This is a genomic window from Chryseobacterium sp. AC417, from assembly GCF_979258215.1.
Map to the genome: position 1 here is coordinate 1,921,059 of NZ_OZ409845.1, position 23,810 is coordinate 1,944,868.

Sequence of the window (23,810 nt, forward strand, 5' to 3'; positions counted from 1 at the left end):
CTCAAATTTTCAAATCAAAACCATGACTCCAGAAAAAAAACAACTCATGACCGACAGTTTCAACCGTTCAGAAACTTTAAAATTCTACAACGCCGAACTTTTGGAAGTTGAAACCGATTTTGTATCCATCAAAATTCCAAAAATGGAAATGATGACCCGCAGCGCAGGTATGTTCAACGGAGCGATGATCGCTTCACTTGTCGATGTTTCTTCAGGTTATGCTGCTGTGAGTCATTATGAGGAAGATTGTTATGTTGTAACGGTTGAGCTAAAGGTGAATTACCTTCGTCCGGCAATCGGTGATGCGTTGGTTTCAAAAGCTTATGTTATTAAAGGCGGTAGTAAAATCAGTGTCATCAGAACAGAAATATATACGGTGAAAGAAGATTCTTCTTCAGAAAGTCATGTGGCAACGTCTCTTGTTACGATGATGAAAATTAAATAAATTTTTATTCATTACTATTTCTTTTGCATTGGAATAAGTTTTGCTTCTTTAGCAACATAAAAATCAAATACTATGAACTTAATATTTCGTTTGCTGATCACTGCGATTGTAGCATTTTTACTTACCAAACTTTTACCGGGAGTACATTTTGACGGATTTTCCACAGCGATCATTTTCGCTATCGTTTTAGGACTTTTAAATTTAATCGTTAAACCAGTTTTAAGTCTTTTCGGTCTTCCTTTAACCATAATTACTTTGGGCTTCTTTGCTTTAGTAATTAACGCCCTGATTATTCTCATTGCTGATTATTTTATCGAAAGTATGGTGGTTGACGGTTTTTGGTGGGCATTTTTATTTAGTATTTTGCTCTCAGTAATTACTTCATTGGCTAATTCGATGATGTCAGACGGAGATTAAATATAAAACAAATAATATATTACAATCGCCAGTTTTAAGCTGGCGATTTTTTATTTGTGGTATTTACGAAAAAAATATTGATAGAATTTATAGTTTCAACTCAAAACTAAACTGTTAATTTTTAGTTCAATTTTATTTAAAATATTAACTTTGGCAACCTTGGATTAATAGAAATATATGAAATGAATTTATTCAATTTATATATTTAAAATAAAAAATATATGAAACTAAAATACAGCCTGCTCGCTTTGGCAGCTCCGTTTATAATGAATGCACAACAATTGATGACACCTGAAATCCTTTGGACTTTAAAAAAAGTAGGAGTACAGGCAGTTTCTCCCGACCAGTCTTCGTTAATTTATAAAGTTGGACAAGTTGATTTAAAAACTGAAAAAACAAAAAACGATAATTATTTCCTGAATGTTATCAATAAACAATCTTCAAAAATTGATTTAGGCAAAAAAGCATTGATTCAGTGGGATAAAAACGGATTGTATGCTCAGGAAGGCGATAAAATTTTCCTTTCAAAAGATAATGCTAAAACCTGGACAGATTTTTACACCATTGGCGAAGTTGATAACATTGTGATTTCTCCTGACGGTAAAAAAATCGCTTTCAGCAAGCAGGTGTTGGTAGAAAAACTAATGGGCAAAGATAAATATGCGGATACTCCGAAAACTACAGCTCAGGTTTATACAGATTTGAATCACAGACATTGGGATTATTTCAACGAGGGAAAATACAACCATGTTTTTGTAGTCAATACCTCGGATAATGTAGATTCTGCAAAAGATCTTTTGGAAGGTAAAACTTGGGATTCTCCGCAACGACCTTTCGGTGGAGCAGAAGATTTCATCTGGAGTCCAGATTCTTCTCAGCTTTTATATGTTACAAAACCTAAAAGTGGAAAAGAATATTCTACAAGTACCAACACAGATATTTTTGCCTATGATGTAGCTTCAGGGTCGGTTAAAAATATAACGGAAACCAATAAAGGATACGATGTTAACCCAAAATTCAGTCCGGACGGAAAATCTTTGCTTTGGCAAAGTATGGAGAGAGATGGTTTCGAGGCTGATAAAAACGACATCAAATTGATGGATTGGAAATCCGGGAAAACTTCAAATCTTACAAAAGCTTGGGACGAAAGCGTTTCCGGTGATGTTTTCTGGAGTGGTGATTCGAAAAGTATTTATTTCACAGCGGCTTTCAGAGGAACAAAACAATTGTTTTCTTTAGACGCTAAATCTTCAAAAGTTCAGCAGATCACAAAAGGTGATTTTGATATTAATGAAATTTTTGCAGACCAAAAAAGTTCTCTTTTGGTTTCAAAAACTGATATCAATCACGCATCAGAAATTTTCTCTGTAAATCTTAAAAATGGTGAATTAATGCCGGTTACAGAAGCTAATAAAGACATGTACTCTAAACTAGCTCAGGGAAAATCTGAACTGAAAATGGTAAAAACCACAGACGGAAAAGAAATGGGAGTGTGGTTTCATTATCCACCCAATTTTGATCCGAATAAAAAATATCCAACTCTTGTTTATTGCCAAGGAGGTCCACAATCTGCATTAACTCAATTTTTCAGCACAAGATGGAATTTTGCTTTAATGGCTGCCAACGGATACATCGTAGTGGCACCAAACCGCCGTGGAATGCCTGGTTGGGGAACCAAATGGAACGAGGAAATTTCAAAAGATTGGGGCGGACAACCTATAAGAGATTATTTGGCCGCGACAGATTTTGCCAAAACTTTACCTTATGTTGATGGCGGTAGAGTAGCGGCTGTCGGAGCAAGCTACGGTGGTTACAGCGTTTTCATGTTAGCAGGAATTCACAACAACAGATTTAAAACCTTCATAGCTCATGACGGATTGTTTGATATGAAATCTTGGTATCTGACTACGGAAGAACTTTGGTTTGCCAACTGGGATTTGGGTTCTCCCTGGGAAAAACCTCTACCCAAAGCCTATACAGAATTCAACCCAAGTAATTTTGTTGACAAATGGAATAAACCCATCATGATTTTCCAGGGAGGAATTGATTTTAGAGTAGGTTATGAGCAAGGACAGGAAGCTTTCCAGGCTGCAAAATTGAAAGGTTTAAAATCTAAATTCGTTTATTTCCCGAATGAAAACCACTGGGTTCTTCATCCTCAAAACGGACTGGTTTGGCAAAGAGAATTTTTCGATTGGCTGAAAGAGACTTTGTAATTTAAACCGCGCAAAAATTCCCCTCCTTTGGAGGGGTGGATAAATTTTCAAAGAAAATTTAGACGGGGTGGTTTTAAGATAAATAATTAAACTTTATTTTAATTATTCAAAAAAATATGGTAGGAGCGGGCTTTAGCCCGCTTTTTGTTTTCAAAGAAAAAGGCTTTAGCCAAAATTTATATCTCTGAATCATGCAAAACCGCATCTCTTCTTTTTCAGCAATCATTGATACCCATTCTAAAATATTAATTTTAGGATCAATTCCTGGGGTAAAATCTTTGGAAAAACAACAATATTACGGTCATCCGCAGAATAAGTTTTGGAGAATTATTTTTGAATTATTCCACGAAGAATTTACAGAGGATTATCTTAAACGAATTGAGGTGTTAAAAAAAAATCATATTGCACTTTGGGATGTCATCGATTCCTGCGAAAGAAAAGGAAGTCTAGATTCTGAGATTAAAAACGAAGAAGCCAATCTAATTCCAGAAATTTTGGAAGAATACCCAAATATTCAGGCAATATTCTGCAACGGTGGAAAAGCATTTAAAAATCTGCAGAAAATTTTAGGGAAAAATTTTAGAATTCCAATTTATTTGTTGCCATCAACAAGTCCGCTTCACACAATTTCTTTTGAAAAAAAATTGGATGACTGGAAAAAGATTTTAGAATTTACAGATTAATAAAAACAAAAAAGCAAGAAAAAAATTTCTTGCTTTGATTTTATACTTTATTTCGTAACCACATAAATCTCCTCAAAAGGCTGTATCAACACCCATCCATTCCCGGAAAACTTCATCTGAAATTCTTCTCCGCTTCCTCTTCCTATCAGACTTTTAAAAGAAACATTGGTTTTCAGTTCCGGACTTAGATTTCCAGACCATGCAACCGTTGCGTTCGGATCTGTAAAAACGGGTGCATCAGGAGTAACCATCAACGTTAAAGGCTCACCGTGTGTGGTGATGGCAATGTGACCTGTTCCGGAAAGTTTAACCTGAAATAATCCTCCAGACATCATTCCGGCGATGCTTTTTAGCATAGTGATATCACTTTTTACACTTTGTTCGTGGGCTAAGACATCATTTCCGTTAACGAAAAGAGTTTCGTTGTTTAAATATAGAATTCTCACCTTTTTCCCAGAAGTCGGCAACATATAATTTGCCTGTACCTTCAGCTTTCATAAGCTTTGACCCTTCTCCGCTGAGAGCTTTTTTTAATAAATTTCCGAGTCCGCCGGAAAGCATTCCCTGTCTTTCAAAATTGACATTTCCTATGTAACCCACCATGCTTCCTGTTTTTGTCCAGACTGCCTGATTGTTGAGGTTGATTTCTAAAAGTGCAGGTTTTTCCAGCTCGAAATAATCTCTTTCAAGTGGATTTTCTTTGGTTTCTTTTACGAATTCTTCTAAAGAATATTTGCTCATTGGTTTTAAATTTAATCTTACTAAAATACTGTTTTTTATCCTAATAATTTCATTAAATAAAAAAATGTCATGCTTTAAAATCCCTGTCAGTACCGATTGTGAAATAAAGACTTGACAAAGGGGTGTCGAATGTCGTATATTTGCAGTCCGGAAAATTACTTCAGTAATTTTCGTGTAATTTTTAAACCGTAATTTAAAAAATGAAGACATCCGATTTTAATTTTGATCTCCCTGAAGAATTATTGGCTGAGCACCCGTCTGAACACAGAGACGAGTCTAGGTTGATGGTTCTTGACAGAAAAACTCAAACAATAGAACATAAAACATTTAAAGACGTTGTAGATTATTTTGATGAGAAAGATTTATTCATCTTCAACAATACTAAAGTTTTCCCGGCACGTCTTTACGGAAATAAAGAAAAAACAGGAGCTAAAATTGAAGTTTTCTTGTTGAGAGAGCTTGATAAAGAAACCAGAGTTTGGGATGTGTTGGTAGATCCAGCTAGAAAAATCAGAATTGGTAATAAATTATTCTTCACCGAAGACGAATCTTTGGTTGCTGAAGTCATTGATAATACAACTTCAAGAGGTAGAACTTTAAGATTCTTATTTGACGGTTCTTATGAAGAATTTCGTAAAAAATTGAATGAATTGGGCGAAACTCCTCTTCCAAAGTATATTAAAAGAGAGGTTGAACCGGAAGATGCTGAAAGGTATCAGACGATTTATGCTAAAGTAGAAGGAGCTGTAGCAGCACCAACTGCGGGTCTGCATTTCTCAAGACATTTGATGAAGAGGTTGGAAATCAAAGGAATTGATTTCGCTGAGGTTACGCTTCACGTTGGTTTGGGAACTTTTAACCCGATCGAAGTAGAAGATCTTTCTAAGCACAAAATGGAGTCTGAAGAAATCATCATCGATGAAAAAAATGCCGAAATCATTAACAAAGCTGTTCAGGAAAACAGAAGAGTTTGTGCTGTAGGAACAACTACCATGAGAGCGATTGAAACTTCAGTTTCTTCAAACAGAAAAATTTCAGCGTTTAATGGCTGGACAAATAAATTTATTTATCCACCTCACGATTTCGGGGTTGCCAATACGATGATTACCAATTTCCATACGCCAAAATCTACGCTCATGATGATGATTGCAGCGTTTGCCGGAAAAGATTTTTTAATGCAGGCGTATGAAGAGGCTGTAAGAGAAAAGTATAAATTCTATTCTTACGGTGACGCAATGCTGATCCTTTAATAAGTTTAAAGTTGTTGGTTGTTAGTAGATAGTTTTTGGATTATTTACTGACAACTATCAACAATAAACTATCAACTCACTACATGAAAGACATCCGTACATTATCACTCGATCAGCTTAAAGACTATTTTGGAACTTTAGGAGAGAAACCGTTTCGTGCGAAACAGGTTTACGATTGGCTGTGGAGCAAAAATCTGCATTCGATTGAGGAAATGACGAATCTTTCAAAACAGCTCAGAGACAAAATTTCTGAAGAATATATCATTAATCCTGTTTCTGTAGACCAGCTTCAAAAAAGCACCGACGGAACCATTAAGAATGGTGTGAAACTTCACGATGGTTTAATGGTAGAATCTGTTTTAATTCCGACAGAAACCAGAACAACGGCTTGTGTTTCTTCGCAGGTCGGATGCTCATTAAACTGCGAATTCTGCGCAACTGCAAGGCTGAAAAGAATGAGAAATCTTGAAGTTGCTGAAATTGTAGATCAGGTTGCTTTAATTGACAGTCAAAGCAGAACGTATTTCAACAGACCGCTTACCAATATTGTTTTTATGGGAATGGGTGAGCCGATGATGAATTACAAAAATGTGGTAGAAGCCATCAGAAAAATTACCCAGCCGGAAGGTTTGGGAATGTCTCCAAGAAGAATTACCGTTTCAACATCAGGGATTCCAAAGATGATTAAAATGTTGGCAGATGATGAATTACGTGTGAAACTGGCTTTATCATTACATTCAGCGATCGAGTCTAAGCGTAATGAAATTATGCCGTTTTCAGATAAATTTCCATTAACGGATATTATGGAATCTCTACAATACTGGTATAAAAAAACATGTTCTGTAGTCACTTTTGAATATTGCGTGTGGAAAGGCATCAATGATGGCGATGAAGACATTAAAGCTTTAATTAAATTCTGTAAACAAATCCCTTCTAAAGTTAATTTGATTCAATACAATCCGATTGGTGACGGAAAATATGACCAATGCAATAAAAAAGCGGAAGAAAATTATGTTCGTCAGCTTGAAAACGCAGGAATTACCGTTATGATCAGAAAGAGCCGTGGTGGCGATATTGATGCTGCTTGCGGGCAATTGGCAAATAAAAATGCCGAATAATTTCTTCATTACAATACTTTTAATAAATTTTTCTTAACAATCAATGCATACCAAAATCCGTAATTTTGCTGTATGAAAAAGGCTTTTATATTATTTGTTATTCTTGCATTCCAGGCTGCTTTTTCTCAAAATGCAGAAATTTTCAAGCTTAAAAAGTATACCATTGAAATTCTCAACGATTCCATTCAGGAAAATTCTGGACTGAATTATTTCGACAGAAAACTATATACCTTCAACGACAGCGGTAATCCAGCAGAATTATATGAAATTGATAAAATTTCAGGAAAAATTCTTAAGGTTTTAAAAACAAGTGTTGAAAATAAAGATTGGGAAGCTTTAACCAATGATGGTGAAAATTTCTACATTGGAGATTTTGGTAACAATACAGGAACAAGAAAAGATTTAAAAATCTATAAAATTCCTTTTCAGAATGGTAATTTGAATAATGATTTAATGAAAACTATTTCATTTTATTATCCTGAACAAAATGATTTCACTTCAAAAAATAGTAATAATGATTTCGATTTGGAATCGATGGTTTATTTAAACGGAAAAATCCATATTTTCACCAAAGAATGGGCTTCGAAATCGACCACTCATTATACATTAGATCCCGAAAATTTTGAAAATCAGGCTGCACAAAAAATAGAATCGTATAAAACTGGTTTTATGATCAGTGATGCTTATTACTTCGAAAAAAAGCTGTACGTTGTAGGATATACGAAGAAAACAGAAGTCTTTTTAGATGTATTTAACGAAACTGAATCAGGAATATTTTTCAAAGAAAAATCAAAACATCTTTATTTAGGAAGCGCTTTGTCACTGGGACAAATCGAAGGAGTTGCTGTTGACGAAAAAGGAATTTATATTTCTGGAGAAAAATTTCATTCTCCTATCAAGAAAACAAGCCCATTTTTGTATTTCATTCCTAAAGAAAAACTCAAACTTTAAATTCTGCTTAAACACTTATGATGCAGCTTATATAATGTATTTGGATGCAATTACGCACTGTTTCATCTGACCTCTAAAAAAAATTAGAAATAAACAGATGAAAAAAATTATCTTTGTGAGAATTAATAAATACTCATCCATCATTCTCAGATAGTGACTAATATTGTAGAAGAAATCAAGCAACCGATCAATGAGGAAATGAAACTTTTCGAGCAAAAGTTTTACGAATCTATGCAAAGTAAAGTCGCTTTACTCGATAAAGTTACCCGTTTTATTGTTACCACAAAAGGAAAACAAATGCGTCCGATGTTTGTTTTCCTGTGTGCAAAATTAGTAGGTGAGGTCAATGAAAAAACTTATCGTGGTGCATCAATGATTGAGCTCATTCACACAGCAACACTTGTGCATGATGATGTGGTTGATGAAAGCTTTAAAAGACGTAATTTTTTCTCTATTAATGCTTTATGGAAAAATAAAATCGCTGTTTTAGTTGGAGATTTCCTGTTGTCAAAAGCTGTTTTACTTTCTACAGATCATAAAGACTACGATTTACTTTCCGTGATTTCAAGAACTATCAGAGAAATGTCTGAAGGGGAACTTCTCCAATTGGAAAAAGCCAGAAAACTAGATATTACCGAAGACGTTTATTACGAAATTATCCGTCAGAAAACGGCAACTTTAATTGCTGCCTGTTGTGAAATTGGTGCTTTGTCAAACAATGCCGATGAAGCTTTAGCAAAAAAAATGATGCAGTTTGGGACGTATACAGGAATGGCATTTCAAATTAAAGACGACTTATTTGATTATTTAAGTTCAAACTTTATCGGAAAACCTGTCGGAATCGATATTAAAGAGCAGAAAATGACTTTGCCTTTAATTCATACTTTGAAAATTGCGAACGAAACCAATAGAAAATATTATTTCAACACGATAAAGCGTTATAACAATGACCAAAAGCGTGTAAAAGAATTGATTGCTTTTGTAAAAAGTTCCGGAGGTTTAGATTATGCGATTACAAAAATGAAAGACTTTCAACAAAAAGCAAAAGATATTTTAAACGAATTTCCTGATTCTGAAGTTCGTAGATCTTTACACAGCATGTTGGATTACGTTATCGAAAGAAAATTTTAAAAAAAAGGAGGACATTTATTGCCCTCCTTTTTTAGTTTTTTATATTTTTTGTACCGTCACGTTGGTGACGTTTCCATTTCCTGTTGATCCGGTTTCCGTAGATAAAATAGTACAGGGATCATTGGCTGAGGCTGTAAAACGAATCTGATAACCTGCTGTAGGGATTACCAGTAAGGTTGTATAGTTCATCAGTTCACCAATTCTTGAGGATGCAGTTAATACTGGAGGTGTAGCTCCTGTGTAATGGCTGCCACGTCCTAAATAGTTAGCGTCCGGAAAAGGTCTTATTCCAAGAACTAACTGAGATCCGGAGGAAATATTACCAAAACTCGATTGCAGGGTAATCAGATAGTTTCCAGAACTGATTGAATGTTAAGACACCTGAAGAAGTGTCATAGGAATAAAATGGTGAGGTGGCTAATGGTGAAGCAAACAGAAGGGTGACAATTGAACCTGCAGTTGAAATACTTTGTTCAGCAGCTAAACGGGCATGGAATAATGAATAAGCCGTAAAGTCAATGGTTTTTAATACTCCGGTTGCATCTGCAACAACCACCTTGTCTGTTCCTCCAATTCCAACATTTGAATTGATGTCTCGGAGACGTACGTTTCCTGAACTGATATCTACTTTTTCTGTCGGAGTTATTGTTCCAATACCAAGATTTCCGGCTGAAGTTACGACTGCATCATTGAGCTGTTGAGCAGCAGTTGGCACCCCTGTTTCTGCATTGTCTTTAGCTCCGTCTACATGTAAGATTGTCCGTGGATTGCTTGTATTAATACCAACTTGTGCTGAATGGGTGCTTCCAATTAATAGGAATACGATTAAAATAATTTGCTTTTTCATTTGTGTGTGTAAAATTTTTCACAAAAATAGCTATTTTTTCGAAAAAAAATATTATTAATAATGTTTTTTTATATTACTGCTGGCTATTTAAATAATATCATTTAAAATTGATATACTATATAGAATAGTAGTAAAATAAATTGTGGAATTAATGAAATTCACACTAAAAAACTACTGTTGGAACCGTATTGATAGATTTGGGAAAGCCTTTATTTAATTTATTGAAATTTCAAATTAAGTAATTCTTACAGTTACAATTATAACAGCTAGAACAATACAAAATAAAGCGGTTAAAAATAAATAATCCGCAATAACCTCATACTTGTTTCCTAAACTTTCTTTCTTAGATCTTATTGACATAAAAGAAAATAAACTGCTGCACGCAAAAAATACGCATGCAATCCCTGCAAACTCGTCTAAAAATGTATGATGACTCATTTTAGTGATTTTTAATGAGGTGATTATAATCATAGAAAATCCCAAAAGATTAGATGCTGCATTAAGGATATGAGTTGATTTTTTTTCCATTTACAGAGTTTTGTTCAAAGTAAATACATTTTTTTTCATTATCAAATTTTTAAAAAACATTCTTGAAAATTAAAATTAATATAAAAATTGTATATTAGCAAAATACTCATTAATAATAAATATTTAATATTTGGCTATGCAGACAACCTATATTGAAACTCAACAAATTTCCTTTCAAGACTTTAAAAACCAGATACTTGAAGATTATAAATTAGGAAGAATCTCCCGTGAAATGTCATATTTAGGCAGAAGAGAAGTACTTACCGGAAAGGCTAAATTTGGAATTTTTGGGGACGGAAAAGAGCTGCCGCAATTGGCAATGGCAAAAGTTTTCAAAAATGGAGATTTCCGTTCGGGATATTACAGAGATCAGACGTTTGCCTTGGCTGCAGACGCATTGACCATTGAGAGTTTCTTTGCTCAATTGTATGCAGATACGAGTGTTGAAAGAGAGCCTGCATCAGCGGGAAGACAGATGAACGGTCACTTTGCGACAAGAAGTTTGAATGAGGACGGAAGCTGGAAAGATTTAACTTCTCAAAAGAATATTTCTTCCGATATTTCTCCTACTGCAGGACAAATGCCAAGATTGTTGGGATTAGCGCAAGCATCAAAAATATATAAATCAGTACAATTTGAAGGTTCTGAAAAATTCTCAAAAGAGGGTAACGAAATCGCTTTCGGAACAATCGGAGACGCTTCTACAGCAGAAGGTCATTTTTGGGAAACTTTGAATGCAGCTTGTGCTCTTCAGGTTCCTATGATTGTATCAATTTGGGATGACGGTTATGGAATTTCTGTTCCTACGATGAAACAGAGAGCAAAAGCCGATATTGCTGAAATGTTAAGTGGTTTCCAAAGAAAAGAAGGCGAAAACCAAGGTTGCGAGATTATTCAGGTGAAAGCTTGGGATTATCCGGCTTTGTTGGATGCTTATGCTAAAGCAGAGCATTTTGCAAGAACGGAATCTGTTCCTGTTGTGGTTCACGTCATTGAAGTGACTCAGCCTCAAGGTCACTCAACTTCGGGATCTCACGAAAGATACAAAAACGAAGACCGTCTGTCTTGGGAAGCAGATTTTGACGGATTGGTAAAATTCAGAGAATGGATTTTAAATTATTCAATCGAAATTGAAGGAATTGAAGAAATCATTGCAACCGTTGAAGAACTAGAGGCCATCGATGAAGAAGCAAAGAAAAATGTAAAAAACGGACAGAAAGCTGCCTGGGAAAATTACCAAAAAACAATTACCGAATTAGCATTCTCAGTTTTACCTTTGGTAGAAAACCTGAAAGAAAAACATTCCGAAATTGAAGTGTATGTTAATCAATACAATAAATTGGTTTCGAAAGCAAAGAAAGATGTCTTTCATTTGATCAGAAAATCCTTGTTGGCAACAAGAGGTACAACTTCAACGGAAAGAAATCAGTTGATGGATAAGTACAACGAAGTTTTTGAAGTTGAAAAAGACAATTATTCTTCTCATTTGTATTCTCAGTCTCAGTGGAAAGCTGAAAACGTAAAAGAAATCAAGCCAGTCTATACTGAAAGTTCTGAAGATGTGGACGGAAGAGTAGTGGTAAGGAATAATTTTGATAAAATATTTGAAAAATATCCTCAGACTTTAGTCTTTGGTGAAGATGCCGGAAATATCGGTGATGTAAACCAAGGTCTTGAAGGAATGCAGGAAAAATACGGTGAACTTCGTGTTGCCGACACAGGAATTCGTGAAGCTACTATTTTAGGTCAGGGAATTGGTATGGCAATGAGAGGTTTGAGACCGATTGCTGAAATTCAGTATTTAGATTATATCTTGTATTGTTTACAGGGAATGAGCGATGATTTGGCAACAGTTCAGTATAGAACAAAAGGCGGTCAGAAAGCTCCTGTAATCATCAGAACGAGAGGTCACAGACTGGAAGGAGTTTGGCATTCTGGATCGCCAATGGCGGGAATTCTGAATCTTTCTAAAGGAATTATGGTTTTAGTTCCGAGAAACTTAACAAAAGCTGCCGGATTCTACAATACCATGCTTCAAAGTGATGATCCTTCAATCATTGTTGAATGTTTGAACGGATACAGATTAAAAGAAAAACAACCGGATAATTTGGGCGAATTCACTGTTCCTGTAGGGAAAATTGAAGTCACAAAAGAAGGTAAGGATGTTACTTTGGTCACCTACGGATCGACTTGGAGAATTGTGATGGAAGCAGCGGATGAACTAGAAAAATTAGGAATTTCTGCAGAGGTTATTGATGTTCAGTCATTAATTCCTTTTGATTTAACGCATGAAATTGCTGAATCTGTGAAAAGAACCAACAGATTGGTTGTAATCGATGAAGATGTAGAAGGCGGAACGTCAGCATTTATTCTTCAGCAGATTTTAGAAAAGCAAAAAGCTTTCAGATTCTTAGACTCTGATCCTTTAACGATTGCTGCAAATGATCACCGACCTGCGTATGCAAGTGATGGAGATTATTTCAGTAAGCCATCTTCAGATGATATGGTGGAAAGAATTTATGCCTTATTTAATGAAGCAAATCCTCAGAAATATCCTGCGATATTTTAATTGGGAATTGAGATAAATTTTATAACCGCTTTCTTTTTGGAAGCGGTTTTTTTTTGACTAATATTTACATCTAACAAGAATAATAAATTCCTCTCATTTCATTTTTTTAACTAAATTCAAATAAAGTTTACAATGTTTACAACCTTTCTCAAGTTTCCTGCATCTATAAGAGTATAAAGCCTGACTATGGAAAAAGAATTACTGTTAGAATGCCAACGGAACGACCGCAACGCCCAGCGGAAGGTTTACGAAAAAATGGCGGGCAAGCTGTACACAGTCTGCAAACGCTATCGAAAAATGATGAAGATATTGAAGAAGTATTGGCCGATACGTTCTACAAAATTTTCACAAAGCTGAACCAACTGCAAAATCACGATATTTTCGAAGCCTGGGCAAGAAAAATTGCAGTCAATGAGTGTTTGCAGAAACTGAGAAGTATGAAAGCGCTCGATGTGTCTTTAGATGAAGAGTTTGTAGAATCTACAGGCTCTCCAACGGATAGTATTTCTTTTGAGAAAGATATTCTAAAGCTGCTCAATTTTCTTCCGGAAGGCTGCAGAGCAATCTTCAATCTGTTTGCTATTGAAGGTTATCCGCACAAAGAGATTGCGACAATGCTTTCGATCAGCGAAGGCACTTCAAAATCACAGCTCAATTTCGCTCGGAAAAAACTTCAGGAACTCTTGGTCAATCACAACATTTAAACTTTTACAAAATGGAAAATAATCACGATATAGATAAAAAATTCAATGAAGCTTCTCAATCTTTGGAAGAACCTGCGACTTTTCCTGGTTTCGACAAAGTTTGGACAAAAGTGGAGGAAAAATTAGATAAAAAAGAAGAGAAGAAAAGAGTTATTCCTGTTTGGTTTCCGTATGGAATTGCTGCCAGTTTGATTATTGGTTTGGGTGCGTTTTACTTTATTAACAAAAAAGAAGTTGCAGATATTTCAAAACCTCAGATTGTTCAAAATACGGTATCGCCAAAAGTGAATAATATTCAGAAGATTGACAGTACCGTGAAATCGAATATTGAGAAAGAAATTGATGAGATAAAAGAGTATCAAAACCAAAAAAAGTTAGCTTACGAACATGCTGAAGTTTTCAACAATATTGGCATCAAAACAAATTTTTTTCTAAAAGAAAAATCAATACTCAGCAGAAATGAAAATAATACTGTAAGTCCGATTGGTATAAGTAAAACATTTCCACAAGTACATATAGATAGTAGTTTTAAAGAAAAAAATATTGAGGAAGTAGTTGTCTTAGGATATAGTAAAACTCAATTAAGACATAAGGGAAGTTCAACAATAGTGAATGCTCAACAATTAGAAAATCGTCCGAGTCAAGGTTTTTTAAATTCATTACAAGGCGAGGTTGCTGGTTTAGCAGTAAATACTATTTCTGGAACTCCAAGATCAGCGAAGATTGATTATAATAATATTAGAAATGAGCATAAAAAAAATAACAATATATCAAGGACTTTAATTGGTACAACTTTAGGTTTCAATATGGAGACTGGCGAAGGAGCTCCCGGTTCCTCAAAGCCCATTATTATAAGAGGAAATAGTAGTTTAAATGGAAGTGGTCAGCCATTATATATTGTAAATGGTATGATTCAAAGTGTAGATGTGATCCAGAAAATAGATCCTAATTCTATTGAGAGTGTTAATGTTTTAAAAGAATCATCATTAACTGCCATATACGGAAACCGTGCTTTAAATGGAGTTATTGTTATTAAAACCAAAAAACTTTCACGTAAAGAAAGAAAAGCTCTTGAGAAAATTCAAAAAGTTCAGGACAGCATTAATAACTCCAAGCAAATTCAGCAAAATAACACAGAAGAATATGATGCTTTCGTAGAAAATCCTTTTGAACTGACTAAAAATCAGTCGGTTTCTACCTTTTCAATTGATGTAGATAAAGCGGCTTATTCCAACATCCGGAGAATGATTAGTAACGGAGAAAGAGTGAATAAAAACGCAGTAAGAATTGAAGAAATGATTAATTATTTCAAATATAATTACCCACAACCTACAAACGGACAACCATTCTCTATTAATACAGAATACAACGACGCACCATGGAATCCGAAACATAAATTATTAAAAATAGGTTTGCAGGGAAAAAATATTCCGATGGATAAATTACCGAGTTCAAACTTTGTTTTTTTGATTGATGTGTCCGGTTCTATGAATGAACCGAATAAATTACCATTATTAAAATCTTCTTTTAAAGTTCTTTTAGATCAGCTAAGACCGCAAGATAAAGTTGGTATTGTAGTTTACGCAGGAAGTGCAGGAATGATTTTGCCACCCACATCAGCGAGAGAAAAAGATAAAATTCTGAATGCTTTGGAAAACCTTCAGGCAGGCGGAAGCACAGCGGGCGGAGCAGGAATTGAGCTGGCTTACAAATTGGCTCAGGAAAACTTCATCAAAGGAGGAAACAATCGTGTGATTATCGCAACAGACGGAGATTTTAATGTAGGAACATCTTCTACAGGAGATTTGGGAACTCTAATTGAAGAGAAAAGAAAATCTGGGGTTTTTCTTACCTGTTTAGGATTCGGAATGGGAAATTTTAAAGATAATCGAATGGAAACTTTGGCAGATAAAGGCAACGGAAATTACGCTTACATAGACAATATGCAGGAAGCTAATAAATTTCTCGGAAAAGAGTTTGCAGGAAGTATGTATGCGATTGCGAAGGATGTGAAAATTCAGATTGAGTTTAACCCGGAATTTGTAAAATCATACAGATTAATAGGCTATGAAAACAGAAAACTAAAAAATGAAGATTTTACCAACGATAAAATAGATGCCGGCGAATTGGGAAGTGGTCATACAGTTACCGCTCTGTACGAAGTCATTCCGAATGATGTGAAGTCTGAGTTTTTACCAAAAGAAAATAATTTGAAATATACTAAAAACACAAGTGATGAAAATTTTAATGATGAACTGGCAACCGTGAAATTCAGATATAAAAAACCGGACGGTGATACGAGTTCGGAGATTATTGAGATTGTTAAAAATTTTCATGAAAGCATCTCTTCAGCGAGTGAAGATTTTAATTTTGCCTCTTCTGTTGCATGGTTTGGTTTGGTTTTAAGAAATTCAGGTTTAATTAAAAATAAAAATCTTACTGAGATTGAAAAACTTTCTAAAAAAGGAAAAGGAAATGATAATGAAGGTTACAGGTCTGAATTTGTAAGACTTGTTGAAAGCTACAAAGCAATTCAGAAATAGAGTTCAAACAGACATTCAAAAGTGTCTGTTTTTATTTAAAAATAAACTTTCAAATATTATTGAAAATTCAAAAACTATTATTATATTTGTAATAGAAATTTAAATCAAATATAATGAAACTCTCAGAAGCTAAAGAAAAATACATTCAGACCTGGGGAACATTTGCGACGAGTTGGGGAATCAATCGTACCATGGCGCAAGTTCATGCTTTGCTTCTGGCAAACGGAAAACCACTCTCCACAGATGAGGTTATGGAACTGCTTGAGATCTCAAGAGGGAATGCCAATATGAACCTTCGAGCATTGATGGACTGGGGAATTGTAAAAAAAGAGTTTATCAAAGGTGACCGAAAAGAATATTTCACTGCAGAAAAAGATGTCTGGTTTTTGTTTAAACAAATTACAAAAGAGCGAAGAAAAAGAGAAATCGAACCTGTTGTTTCTTTTCTGGAAGAATTAAAAAACATAGAAGACAATGATTCTGCTGAAGCAAAAGAATTTATAAAATTGATGGATGATTTTAGCAACGTCACGAGCAAAATTAATAATATTATGGATCTCGCCATAAAAAGTGACGATCATTGGCTGGTTGGAAAAATAACCAACTTATTAAAGTAGAAAGGTGTAAAAACCTTTTTTATTTCGAATTAACTTTCAATAATTACTGAAAATATTATAATTATGAAAAACTTAATAATTCATTTAATCCTCATTTTTTATTTCGGAGGAAAAACGAAAAGAGTAAACTTTTAAAATTAATTGCCATGAAAAAAAATATCGTTATAGACTTCAATATCCAAACTGTAATTGTAGCCTTATTCTTTATTGCTCTTCTACTTGATTTATTGTTTCAAAAAGGAATTTGCCTCATATTCTACTTTCTATTGGCTTTAAATCATGTAATAAGTTCAAACATAAGATTTTTTTCGAAAAGCTATTCAAAACGGTTGTTGTTTAAAATTTACTATATAATTAGTATGATTTATCTGTTAAGTTTTGCTTCGCTTTTATTGGCCAGAAATTCTAAATTCTCAAATGAGTTTCTTAGTGAAGTATGGTCAATAATATTATATTTTGGTTTGTTAGGAACACCTTTCCTTGCAATATGCTATTATTTAATTTGTAGCAGTGACTATGAAAAATTTAGAGAATTAGAATCAAAAAATCATGAAAAAGCTTAAAAACCACACCCTCATCTACGACAACCAATGTCCTATGTGCAACATATACTCAAAAGGTTTCATACAATCCGGAATGCTGGATGAAAACGGAAGAGAAGCCTTTACTGATTTGAGCTTTAAAAACAAAAATCTGATTGATTTCAACCGATCCAAAAACGAAATCGCCTTAGTTGATCACAATCAAAACAGAGTTGTTTATGGCATAGACAGTTTGCTTTTAATCATAGGGAATTCATTTCCGATTTTAGAGAAAATTGCCCGGATAAAGCCGCTCTATTGGTTTTTCAAAAAGCTGTATTCCTTCGTATCTTACAACAGAAAACAGATTATTCCGTCAGAAAATGATGATGCAAAACAATCCTGCGTTCCAGATTTTAATCTAAAATACAGATTGGTTTATATGGGTTTCGTAGTGATTTTTTCCGGATATGTTTTAAGTTTATTTTCAACGAAATTAGATTTAGGTCTGAACCAAAATTTTACCAGAGAATTGATGATTTGTTTAGGTCAGATTCTATGGCAGACGATTTTTTTAAGAACATATTTAAAAAATAAAATCTGGGATTATCTTGGCAATATGATGACGGTATCATTGCTCGGAACTTTGCTTTTGATACCTGCCTTATTTTTAAATCTAAATTCAATTTCGTCACTAATGTATTTTGGAATTGTTGTTTTCATCATGTTTTTAGAGCATTTACGAAGATGCAGAATTTTAAAATTAAATCTCCTTCCTACAATTTCCTGGATGATTTTCAGAACAGTGGTACTTATCACATTAATATTTTTATATGTCTAAAATTTATTTGGAAACTTTCATTAAAGCCGATATTGACAACGTTTTCAACTTAGCAAGAGACATTGATCTTCACCAGAAATCAACTTTTAAAACCGGAGAAAAAGCAATTGCAGGAAGAATTTCAGGATTGATTGAAAAGGATGAAACGGTAACATGGCGAGCCAAACATTTGGGATTTTATCAGACACATACTTCAAAAATCATCAGTATGGAAAAACCATATCAATTCACTGATATAATGATAAAAGGTACTTTTAAATCCTTAAAACATCAACATATTTTTAAGCAGGAAGGCGAAAATACAATCATGATTGATGTTTTTGAATTTGAATCACCATTCGGAATGATCGGAAAACTTTTCAATACAATATTTCTTAAAAACTACATGAAAAATTTCTTGTTAGAAAGAAATGCAATTATTAAAAAATTCGCTGAACGAGATGATCTAATTCATTAGAAATAAAAATTAGAAATAACATCTGGATATTTTAAAATATTAAACTTAATTTAACCCAAAAATCATGAAAATAATTATCGCAGCCGGAACAGGTTTTCTTGGTGAAAATCTCAAAAATTACTTTACAGAAAAAGGAAACGAAGTTTATATTCTCACAAGAAATCCGAAACGTAAAAACGAAATTCTTTGGGATGCAAAAACGTTGGGCGACTGGAGAAATCTCCTGGAAAAATCTGATGTTTTAATTAATCTCACAGGAAAATCTGTAGATTGTCGATATACCGAAAAAAACAAACAGGAAATTTATACTTCAAGAATTGAAAGTACAAAAGTTCTTCAGCAAGCCGTTGATCAATGTGCTACTAAACCCAAAATCTGGCTGAATGCAAGTTCTGCAACCATTTATACTCATTCAGAAACCCATTTGAATACAGAAGAAAACGGAATGACAGGCGACGATTTCTCTATGAATATTTGCAAAAGCTGGGAACAGGAATTTTTTAAAACTGATAATGAAAATGTGAGAAAAGTTGCGTTAAGAACATCTATTGTTTTAGGAAATAATGGCGGAGCTTTTACGAAACTAAAAATGATTACCAAATTAGGTTTGGGAGGAAAGCAGGGAAGAGGAGAACAAAAGGTAAGCTGGATTCATATTGACGATTTTTGCAGAGCGGTAGAGTTCATTATCGAAAATGAAAATATCTCAGGTGAAATTAATGTAACTGCTCCAAACCCTTTATCAAACGAAGAATTCATGAGAAAATTAAGAAAAGAAATGAAAGTTCCTTTCGGGTTAAATGCTCCGGTTTGGCAATTAGAAGTCGCATCAATTTTCTTAAAAACAGAGACCGAACTGCTGCTGAAAAGCAGAAACGTATATCCTGAAAAATTGATAAAAAACGGGTTTCATTTTTCTTATCCAACCATTGAAGTTACTTTTACGAATTTAATTTAAACGATAAAGTCAAAGTTATTTAGAAAAATAAGTTAATCAATAGATTATAAAGATTTTTTTTGTAATGATCTTACAATGTGGTACGAAATATGTAATATTAGTAATAAATAGGAATGAATGGGTTTCATTCTCAAAATTTAAATATTATGAAAAAGTTATTTATATCAACAGTATTATTAGTCGGATTGTCTTTCAGTGCTTACGGTCAAAAACGTCCGCCCGCTCCGCCACATCCTTCAAAAACCCAATTAACAAACAGTAAAGCAAGTGAATTGGATAAACGATACAGATCAGAAAAGAGATTGATTATGAACCATCCTGTTGCAACCAAAAAGATGAAGAATGAGCAGTTAAAAGCTTTAAATCTAAGGTATCAGAATGAAAAAAGACTTTTGAGAAGTACAAGATAATCAGATCAATTATTATTTAAATACTCAAAAATATAAAAGAGAATGCAAAAGCGTTCTCTTTTTTTGGTTTAAGAATAAATCAAAAACTTTTAAAGCGTTGCCACATCCATTGGTTGAAACGCAAAACATCCAATATTTTTCCGTAAATTCGCATAAAAATTTTAAGCTAATGAATTACGATATTATTGTCATCGGAAGTGGTCCTGGTGGATATGTTACAGCAATCAGAGCAGCACAGTTGGGTTTTAAAACTGCAATTATCGAGAAAGAAAATTTGGGGGGGATCTGCCTGAATTGGGGATGTATTCCAACGAAAGCTTTGTTGAAGTCTGCTCAGGTTTTTCATTATATCAATCATGCTGAAGATTATGGTTTAAACAAAGTGGAGGCTAGTTTTGAGTTTCCAAACGTAATCCAGAGAAGCCGTGGAGTAGCGTCTAAAATGAGCAAAGGAATTGAGTTTTTGATGAAAAAGAACAAGATCGATGTTATTTTAGGAACTGCAAAAGTGCAAAAAGATAAAAAAGTTTCTGTAACAGATAAGGATGGGAAAATAACTGAATATTCAGGAGCAAACATCATCATTGCTACAGGAGCCCGTTCAAGAGAATTGCCCAACCTTCCACAAGACGGTAAAAAAGTAATAGGATACAGACAGGCATTGTCTCTTCCTGAGCAGCCAAAATCTATGATTGTTGTAGGTTCTGGTGCGATAGGAGTTGAGTTTGCCGATTTTTATAATACAATGGGTACGAAAGTTACCGTTGTAGAATTTATGCCAAACATTGTTCCTGTAGAAGATGAAGAAATCTCAAAACACTTAGAGAAATCTTTGAAAAAAACAGGAATTGAGATCATGACCAACGCTTCTGTAGAAAGTGTTGATACAAGCGGAGAAGGCGTGAAAGCTAAAGTAAAAACTGCGAAAGGAGAAATTACTCTTGAAGCTGATATTTTATTGTCTGCAGTTGGTATTGCTGCAAACATCGAAAACATTGGTCTTGAAGAAGTGGGAATCCAGACAGATAAAGGCAGAGTTTTAGTGAACGAATGGTACGAAACTTCGGTTCCAGGTTATTACGCAATCGGTGATATCATCCCGACTCAGGCTTTAGCCCACGTTGCTTCGGCAGAAGGGATTACTTGTGTAGAAAAAATCAAAGGACTGCACGTTGAAAAGATTGATTATGGCAATATTCCGGGATGTACTTATTGTCACCCTGAAGTTGCTTCTGTTGGTCTTACAGAAAAGCAGGCAAAAGAAAAAGGTTACGAAATCAAAGTAGGTAAATTCCCTCTTTCTGCAAGTGGTAAAGCGACTGCAAACGGAAACACAGACGGTTTCGTAAAAGTGATTTTTGATGCTAAATATGGCGAATGGCTAGGTTGTCACATGATTGGTGAAGGCGTTACAGATATGGTTGCTGAAGCTGTTGTTGCAAGAAAACTGGAAACTACAGGTCACGAGATTATCAAATCTATTCACCCGCATCCAACGGTGTCTGAAGCAATTATGGAAGCTGCTGCTGCTGCTTACGGCGAAGTAATTCATATTTAATTTGACAGATCCAATTTTAAATAATAAAAAACCACAGATTTTTTCTGTGGTTTTTTTGTGAAGATATTTCATTTTAAATTTGATGAAATATTTAGGGATATATAAGATTTACTACCTATTTTTTAGTTCACAAAAACGTCTGTAAACTCAAAACTTTTACCGTTAAATAATCCTTTGTCGCTCAATTTTAACTCCGGAATAACCAATAACGCCATAAAAGATAAACTCATGTAAGGAGCTCTTAGTTTACTACCGAGTTCTTTTGCCCGTCTGTCTAGTTTGATGTAGGATGCGGCAACCTCTTCAGCAGGAAGATGGGTCATAATTCCGGCAATGGGCAATTCTAAAACCAGTTCTTCAGTTTCTGTGGCTAAAGAAATCCCGCCTTTTGCTTTGATGATTGCATTGACGGCTTTACAAATATCATCATCATTTGTTCCAACAACAACGATATTGTGGCAATCATGTGCAACACAAGATGCGATGGCTCCATTTTTTAAACCAAAGTTTTTAATAAAAGCAATGGAAACAGGAGCGTCATTATACCGGTTGATGACTGCAATTTTCAGGATATCTTCTTCGATATCAGATTCTGCAAACCCATTGATCTCTACTGTATCCTTCTGAATTTCATGAGTGATGAGTTGACCGTCCAGAGTTTCTATCACCCGAATTTTTTCGCCTTCACTCTTCATTTTAAAATCAGAAGTCTTTTTAAAATGGCAATGGAAATTATTGACAATCGGAGCATCAACAGATTGAATGAATGATTCTCCGTTTTCTGCTACCAATTCGCCATTAATGTATGTTTTTAAAATATTGAAATCTTCAATATTATCAATTTCAATAAAATCTGCATTATCACCAATCTGCAACAAACCGATTGGTAGATTATAATGCTTGATAACGTTGAAAGATGCTGCACGAAGCACGTTATATAAATCATGACCTGCTTTCAATGCACGTTTTACATGATCATTAATATGTGACTCAATCAGGTTGTCTGGGTGTTTGTCGTCACAGCAAAACATAATCTGATCAGGAAAATCTTTTAATAATGGAATGAGCGTATCAAAATTTTTAGCAGCGCTTCCTTCCCTGATCATTATTTTGACGCCATGTTGTAGTTTTTCAAGAGCTTCGTCATAACCAAAACATTCATGATCTGTGGTAATTCCTGCATCGAAATAAGTTTTCATATTTTCACCCATCAATCCCGGAGCATGACCGTCAATGGGTTTATTGTGCTTTTTAGCATGATCTAATTTTTTTAAAACTTCCTCATCATTATAAATAACACCCGGAAAATTCATCATTTCTGCTAAGTAAACAATTTCTTTTCTGCCTAATAATTCATCAATATCATCAGAATCAATTACAGCTCCTGCAGTTTCGAATTGAGTGGCAGGAACACATGACGGAGCACCAAAATAGAAATGAAAAGGTACTTTCTGTGCATTGCTGATCATATAATCTACACCGGAGATGCCTAAAACATTGGCAATCTCGTGAGGATCGGAAATTGTTCCTACAGTTCCGTGTTTTACAGCGATGCGTGCAAATTCTGAAGGAACAAGCATACTGCTTTCTATGTGTACATGAGCATCGATAAACCCAGGTAAAATGTAGGTATGTAATTTCTCTTCAATTCTCTTTATCAGAGTAATTTTCCTGTTTACAATAGATATTTCTGCGGGATAAATTTCTCTTGAAACAATATCTATTAAATTTGCTTTCACTGTAAATTCCATGTGTTTTCCTGTTTAAAATAAAAAATCCTAATTGGAAAATTAGGAATTATAATTGAATTTCATTAAAAATTATTAATTTTTGACCACCTGCGCATCCTGTCTTACCAGGGTTTCACCGTTTTCGCCGATTACAACTAATGTATAAGGTGCTTTTTTTGAGGAATTGGTTAAGTAGTTTCTCCACACCTGATAAAGAGTTCCGTTGTTATTAAATTCAAAATAGTAGTTTCCTCCGGTTCCATCTGGGATCAATTCACCATCCGCAACAATCATACTTGGTTTTGCAGTGATTTTTGTATTGGCTCCCCAAGATTGATACAGGTAATTTCCGTTGGGTTGTTTGTCAATTCTTATTTTAAACTTTTTGGTTTTAATAATAACCGTCTTTGGTACTTTTTCCTGAGGTTGCTTGTCTTTATTAATGATGATTTTTTCTGCAGAATAAAAACTATTTTCATTCACATGGGCAAAAGATAAAATAGGTAGTAAATAGGCACCAAGTATAATTTTTTTAATCATTTTTTTTCAGTTTAAATTAATTATCTGAAGAGGAT

At 34.3% G+C, this 23,810-nt stretch carries 24 protein-coding genes and 1 pseudogene; 18 read left to right on the forward strand and 7 right to left on the reverse strand.

Annotated features, from left to right (window positions below; genetic code table 11):
- The first annotated feature begins 22 nt into the window (after window positions 1-22).
- From ACZZ9T_RS09315 to ACZZ9T_RS09330, 4 genes are all read left to right on the forward strand, one after another.
- A complete protein-coding gene (locus tag ACZZ9T_RS09315) occupies window positions 23-445 on the forward strand; it encodes a PaaI family thioesterase (protein WP_463441848.1) in 423 nt (140 codons plus the stop codon).
- 72 nt (window positions 446-517) lie between these two features.
- Window positions 518-862: a phage holin family protein gene (locus tag ACZZ9T_RS09320; RefSeq protein WP_463441849.1), complete on the forward strand. Its 345-nt coding sequence runs from the start codon at window positions 518-520 to the stop codon at window positions 860-862.
- A 221-nt stretch (window positions 863-1,083) separates the two neighbouring features.
- Window positions 1,084-3,078: a S9 family peptidase gene (locus ACZZ9T_RS09325; RefSeq protein ID WP_463441850.1), complete on the forward strand. Its 1,995-nt coding sequence runs from the start codon at window positions 1,084-1,086 to the stop codon at window positions 3,076-3,078.
- A gap of 191 nt (window positions 3,079-3,269) precedes the next feature.
- Window positions 3,270-3,761 (forward strand): DNA-deoxyinosine glycosylase, encoded by a 492-nt coding sequence (locus ACZZ9T_RS09330; protein ID WP_463441851.1) that lies wholly within the window; start codon window positions 3,270-3,272, stop codon window positions 3,759-3,761.
- Window positions 3,762-3,808: 47 nt separating this feature from the next.
- On the opposite strand, the gene ACZZ9T_RS09335 is transcribed toward ACZZ9T_RS09330, so the two are convergent.
- Window positions 3,809-4,207 (reverse strand): AIM24 family protein, encoded by a 399-nt coding sequence (locus ACZZ9T_RS09335; protein ID WP_463441852.1) that lies wholly within the window; start codon window positions 4,205-4,207, stop codon window positions 3,809-3,811.
- The gene (locus ACZZ9T_RS09340) at window positions 4,167-4,502 is read right to left on the reverse strand and encodes an AIM24 family protein (RefSeq protein WP_463441853.1); all 336 of its coding nucleotides are present in this window, start codon (window positions 4,500-4,502) and stop codon (window positions 4,167-4,169) included. Before ACZZ9T_RS09340 ends, ACZZ9T_RS09335 begins: the two co-directional genes overlap by 41 nt.
- Window positions 4,503-4,702: 200 nt before the next feature.
- Between ACZZ9T_RS09340 and queA the strand changes: the two genes are divergently transcribed.
- The 4 genes from queA (at window position 4,703) to ACZZ9T_RS09360 (ending at window position 8,952) form a co-directional block, all read left to right on the forward strand.
- The gene (queA, locus tag ACZZ9T_RS09345) at window positions 4,703-5,752 is read left to right on the forward strand and encodes a tRNA preQ1(34) S-adenosylmethionine ribosyltransferase-isomerase QueA (protein WP_463431519.1); all 1,050 of its coding nucleotides are present in this window, start codon (window positions 4,703-4,705) and stop codon (window positions 5,750-5,752) included.
- A gap of 83 nt (window positions 5,753-5,835) precedes the next feature.
- Window positions 5,836-6,870, forward strand: coding sequence for a dual-specificity RNA methyltransferase RlmN (gene rlmN, locus ACZZ9T_RS09350; protein WP_463441854.1), 1,035 nt, complete (start codon window positions 5,836-5,838; stop codon window positions 6,868-6,870).
- Window positions 6,871-6,942: 72 nt separating this feature from the next.
- The gene (locus tag ACZZ9T_RS09355; protein WP_463441855.1) at window positions 6,943-7,821 is read left to right on the forward strand and encodes a hypothetical protein; all 879 of its coding nucleotides are present in this window, start codon (window positions 6,943-6,945) and stop codon (window positions 7,819-7,821) included.
- Window positions 7,822-7,974: 153 nt separating this feature from the next.
- Window positions 7,975-8,952, forward strand: coding sequence for a polyprenyl synthetase family protein (locus tag ACZZ9T_RS09360; protein WP_463441856.1), 978 nt, complete (start codon window positions 7,975-7,977; stop codon window positions 8,950-8,952).
- A 39-nt stretch (window positions 8,953-8,991) separates the two neighbouring features.
- On the opposite strand, the gene ACZZ9T_RS09365 is transcribed toward ACZZ9T_RS09360, so the two are convergent.
- The 3 genes from ACZZ9T_RS09365 to ACZZ9T_RS09375 form a co-directional block, all read right to left on the reverse strand.
- Window positions 8,992-9,141 (reverse strand): hypothetical protein, encoded by a 150-nt coding sequence (locus ACZZ9T_RS09365; protein ID WP_463441857.1) that lies wholly within the window; start codon window positions 9,139-9,141, stop codon window positions 8,992-8,994.
- A gap of 130 nt (window positions 9,142-9,271) precedes the next feature.
- Entirely contained in the window at window positions 9,272-9,667 is a 396-nt protein-coding gene (locus tag ACZZ9T_RS09370) for a hypothetical protein (protein WP_463441858.1), read from the reverse strand.
- A gap of 366 nt (window positions 9,668-10,033) precedes the next feature.
- Complete coding sequence (locus ACZZ9T_RS09375) at window positions 10,034-10,327, reverse strand: hypothetical protein (RefSeq protein WP_463441859.1); 294 nt, start codon at window positions 10,325-10,327, stop codon at window positions 10,034-10,036.
- 136 nt (window positions 10,328-10,463) lie between these two features.
- Between ACZZ9T_RS09375 and ACZZ9T_RS09380 the strand changes: the two genes are divergently transcribed.
- From ACZZ9T_RS09380 to lpdA, 10 genes and pseudogenes are all read left to right on the forward strand, one after another.
- A complete protein-coding gene (locus ACZZ9T_RS09380; protein WP_463441860.1) occupies window positions 10,464-12,896 on the forward strand; it encodes an alpha-ketoacid dehydrogenase subunit alpha/beta in 2,433 nt (810 codons plus the stop codon).
- Between the two features lie 186 nt (window positions 12,897-13,082).
- Window positions 13,083-13,600: pseudogene (locus ACZZ9T_RS09385) on the forward strand (RNA polymerase sigma factor).
- A gap of 11 nt (window positions 13,601-13,611) precedes the next feature.
- Entirely contained in the window at window positions 13,612-16,143 is a 2,532-nt protein-coding gene (locus ACZZ9T_RS09390) for a vWA domain-containing protein (RefSeq protein ID WP_463441861.1), read from the forward strand.
- Window positions 16,144-16,256: 113 nt separating this feature from the next.
- The gene (locus tag ACZZ9T_RS09395; protein ID WP_463431533.1) at window positions 16,257-16,760 is read left to right on the forward strand and encodes a GbsR/MarR family transcriptional regulator; all 504 of its coding nucleotides are present in this window, start codon (window positions 16,257-16,259) and stop codon (window positions 16,758-16,760) included.
- 146 nt (window positions 16,761-16,906) lie between these two features.
- On the forward strand, window positions 16,907-17,323 hold the full coding sequence (locus tag ACZZ9T_RS09400; protein WP_463441862.1) for a hypothetical protein: 417 nt from the start codon (window positions 16,907-16,909) through the stop codon (window positions 17,321-17,323).
- Window positions 17,310-18,122, forward strand: coding sequence for a DCC1-like thiol-disulfide oxidoreductase family protein (locus ACZZ9T_RS09405; protein ID WP_463441863.1), 813 nt, complete (start codon window positions 17,310-17,312; stop codon window positions 18,120-18,122). The genes ACZZ9T_RS09400 and ACZZ9T_RS09405 overlap by 14 nt, the downstream gene beginning before the upstream one ends.
- Window positions 18,115-18,579: an SRPBCC family protein gene (locus ACZZ9T_RS09410; protein WP_463441864.1), complete on the forward strand. Its 465-nt coding sequence runs from the start codon at window positions 18,115-18,117 to the stop codon at window positions 18,577-18,579. Before ACZZ9T_RS09405 ends, ACZZ9T_RS09410 begins: the two co-directional genes overlap by 8 nt.
- Before the next feature lie 64 nt (window positions 18,580-18,643).
- Entirely contained in the window at window positions 18,644-19,537 is an 894-nt protein-coding gene (locus ACZZ9T_RS09415) for a TIGR01777 family oxidoreductase (RefSeq protein ID WP_463441865.1), read from the forward strand.
- 146 nt (window positions 19,538-19,683) lie between these two features.
- Window positions 19,684-19,947 (forward strand): hypothetical protein, encoded by a 264-nt coding sequence (locus tag ACZZ9T_RS09420; protein WP_463441866.1) that lies wholly within the window; start codon window positions 19,684-19,686, stop codon window positions 19,945-19,947.
- A gap of 169 nt (window positions 19,948-20,116) precedes the next feature.
- Window positions 20,117-21,505: a dihydrolipoyl dehydrogenase gene (lpdA, locus tag ACZZ9T_RS09425; protein WP_463431545.1), complete on the forward strand. Its 1,389-nt coding sequence runs from the start codon at window positions 20,117-20,119 to the stop codon at window positions 21,503-21,505.
- Between the two features lie 122 nt (window positions 21,506-21,627).
- Here the strand turns inward: lpdA and ade are convergent, their stop codons facing one another.
- Window positions 21,628-23,256 (reverse strand): adenine deaminase, encoded by a 1,629-nt coding sequence (gene ade / locus ACZZ9T_RS09430; protein WP_463441867.1) that lies wholly within the window; start codon window positions 23,254-23,256, stop codon window positions 21,628-21,630.
- A gap of 72 nt (window positions 23,257-23,328) precedes the next feature.
- Complete coding sequence (locus tag ACZZ9T_RS09435; RefSeq protein WP_463441868.1) at window positions 23,329-23,775, reverse strand: hypothetical protein; 447 nt, start codon at window positions 23,773-23,775, stop codon at window positions 23,329-23,331.
- Window positions 23,776-23,810: the final 35 nt, after the last annotated feature.